General features: G+C 43.1%; 3 protein-coding genes. All 3 read right to left on the reverse strand.

Going from position 1 to position 2,832, the window contains the following annotated elements; translation table 11 throughout:
* Window positions 1-248 precede the first annotated feature (248 nt).
* The gene (locus tag QUB61_RS38780) at window positions 249-1,490 is read right to left on the reverse strand and encodes an RNA-guided endonuclease TnpB family protein (RefSeq protein WP_333136711.1); all 1,242 of its coding nucleotides are present in this window, start codon (window positions 1,488-1,490) and stop codon (window positions 249-251) included.
* A 64-nt stretch (window positions 1,491-1,554) separates the two neighbouring features.
* Window positions 1,555-2,181 (reverse strand): IS607 family transposase, encoded by a 627-nt coding sequence (locus QUB61_RS38785; RefSeq protein ID WP_333136715.1) that lies wholly within the window; start codon window positions 2,179-2,181, stop codon window positions 1,555-1,557.
* A 212-nt stretch (window positions 2,182-2,393) separates the two neighbouring features.
* Entirely contained in the window at window positions 2,394-2,756 is a 363-nt protein-coding gene (locus QUB61_RS38790; RefSeq protein WP_333136713.1) for a helix-turn-helix transcriptional regulator, read from the reverse strand.
* Between the last annotated feature and the right edge of the window lie 76 nt (window positions 2,757-2,832).

Genomic DNA, 2,832 nt, shown 5'->3' on the forward strand with positions numbered 1-2,832 from the left:
GGATGCATATTTCATTGCCCCATCCTCTTTTCCCGGTCTACCGATTTTTCTTCCCCGTTGCGAAACATCGCAAACTTTGAAGACGCGGGTTTATGTCTCCATCGACGGACAGTGGGTCATTGAGCACTGAAATTATACTGCGACACCGTGTAAAGCCGTCCTTCTAGGACGGGGTTTCTACCCAATTTTTTTGATGAAATACAAATTGAGTTTCGCAGTGGCGTTGGTGAGAGTCCGCTCGGTTAAACTTACCCAAAACTACCCAAGTCTAGACTTAACTGGACAGAAGTAGTTTCGGCGTTAACTTCCTGTTTTACAGCGGTCTTAGAATGACTTCTAAGAGGTTTGTCCGCTCCGCAGGCAATCTCGGTAGAGCTTACCGTTTCTGACCGTTCAGGGATAAAAATATCCTCAAACCATCGGTCAATATTACGAGCCGCATTTAAGTCCCTATTTGCTTTGTAGCCACAGTCAGGACAGATATAAACGCGGTTTTTTAACGGCATTTTGTGACGATGATTACCACAGTTAGAGCAAATTTGAGAACTGGGAAAGAACCTATCCACTAGGATTAGTTTGCTTGGGAATCTCTCAGTTTTGTATTCTAACTGGCGTTTAAACTCGTACATTCCACAATCAGCAATTGCACCTGCTAATTTATGGTTTTTCAAGAATGCCTTGACGTGCAAATCCTCGATTTTAACTTCGCTGTGGTTTTTGGCGAGGTGGTGAGTTAGTTTGTGAATTGCGTCTTGGCGAATATTTGATATTTTGGCGTGAACTTTGGCAAGCTTTCTAACTGCTTTAGTCCGGTTCTTAGAGCCTTTAACACGCTTACTAACACGCCGTTGAGAGCGCTTTAGGCGTTTACTCATTCGTCGATAAGCTTTTGGGTTAGAGAACACTTTGCCGTCACTACAAACAGCCAATTCTTTGATGCCGATATCAACACCAACAGTAGGTCTATCACTTGATACAGCAGGTTTTTCAACTTCGTATTTAACAGCGATAAACCATCTGTCGGCTTGCCTACTAATCACGCAGTTATGCACCGCAGTAATTGGTAATGGCTCGGATAAACGCACCCATCCAATAGAAGGGAGCCGGATACGTTTACCATCATTTTGTATCTTGGGTGCTGCTTTACTGCCTTGTTCTAAATAGAAAGAATCGCGTTGACCTTTCTTTTTGAATCGTGGCTGCTGGGATATTTTTTTAAAACATCTGTCCCAAGCTTGGCGAACATCTGCAAGTGCTTTCTGTGGAACGTTTTTATTAGTTTCGTAGTACCACTGATTAGCAGGTTTGACCTCAGCAACTAATCGTTTATGCAAGTCAATTGCTGACGGTACTTTCTGCTTTTCATCAAGGCACTTTTGAATGATTGCGTTCGCCCAGTTGTAAGCGTGTCTCGCAACGCCAGAAGCTTTCCTAAATGCTGTGACTTGCTTATTATTTGGTAGTAGTTGAGTTTTAAAGCCCAGGAGCATCGGGTAGTTCCTCCTTCTCCCTAATATATGCCCATATCTCCCCAATAGTCAATAGTTGTACAGATTATTTTTGAGAATCGGTGACTGCTTTGGAGATACCATCTACCAGCTTTTTATTCTTGTGGCTACGAGCGCCATAGAGACGTGCTGAGAACACGGTAATCAGTTCTATCATGTCTGTGACTAACTCCTGCTCAAAGCTCAATTCAACCTCAGATTTGTTAACTATCACCACTTCAGTCTCAAACTCTTCGCACATAGCAAAAACTAACTCGGAACCGAACCTAAGCAACCTATCTTTGTGAGTCAGTACCAACCTACCCACATCGCCTTTCATGATGCGCTTAAGTAACTTCTGCAAGCCTTTTTTCTGATAGTTAAGTCCTGAACCTAAGTCAGATATAGTTTCGTACTGCCAACCATTTGCACTACTGAATTGCTCTAAAACTTGAATCTGCCTCGTTAAATCTTCTTTCTGATCGCTGCTACTGACGCGGGCATAGTTGATAGTTATGCGGTCATCTAGTTGTTTTAAATCTCGTGGCGTGATTCGCTTAATATCTGCAAGATAAAATCGCCTGTGCCCACTGGGACTACGCTCGTAACGAATCTTCCCCGCGTCAGCCCATCTACGAATTGTCTTAACCGATATTCCTAATTCTTTTGCCGCTTCACCAATGCTGATGGTCATTTGAGAATAATCGTCCATGAGGTTATACCTAATATGACTCCTCTCAATATATAGACGTTCCGCTAGTTTTGTCTAGTTATGGGTAGAAATTACTTAATAGTTCCTAGCCCTCTTTATCAATGTCGGCATACCTGCTCTCTGATTGGAGTGGTACACATAAATGCTCTTTCCATAGGAGCCGCATTTATGTGTAGGTGTCTTTTGGGAGCGCGTCAGTTTTGCCGATCGCGCATTCGATCTCGTCTCCGCCTCAAAGTTTGATAATCCTCGGGCAGGTCTTCAATTCGTTCTATGCCTAGTTCGGCCGCAATTGCCTTGAGTTCGATCAGGCTATAGTCGCCAGGAACTCCCGTCACGTCTAGGCGCATAGATCTTGCTAAGACTTTCAAGGACACTCCAAGTGCTTTAGAGACCAACGTAGCGCTATCTAATTTGGGACTGTATTTGCCGGCAACCCAAGAATTAATGGTCACTTCAGCAATGCCAGAATCCCTACTTAGCTGTCTTTGATTGGTACCGGATTGTTCGATCAGTCCTTTCAATGTGATTTCTGGGTCGTTGATGTCTGGATTCATAAGTAGTTAAGCAAAATTAATTACACAAACAAACATTATGCTACAATAAGACTATTGAGTTGTACAGAGAGATATT

Origin of the sequence: Microcoleus sp. C2D2 (assembly GCF_036702495.1) — a bacterium.
Taxonomy (GTDB): domain Bacteria; phylum Cyanobacteriota; class Cyanobacteriia; order Cyanobacteriales; family Microcoleaceae; genus Microcoleus.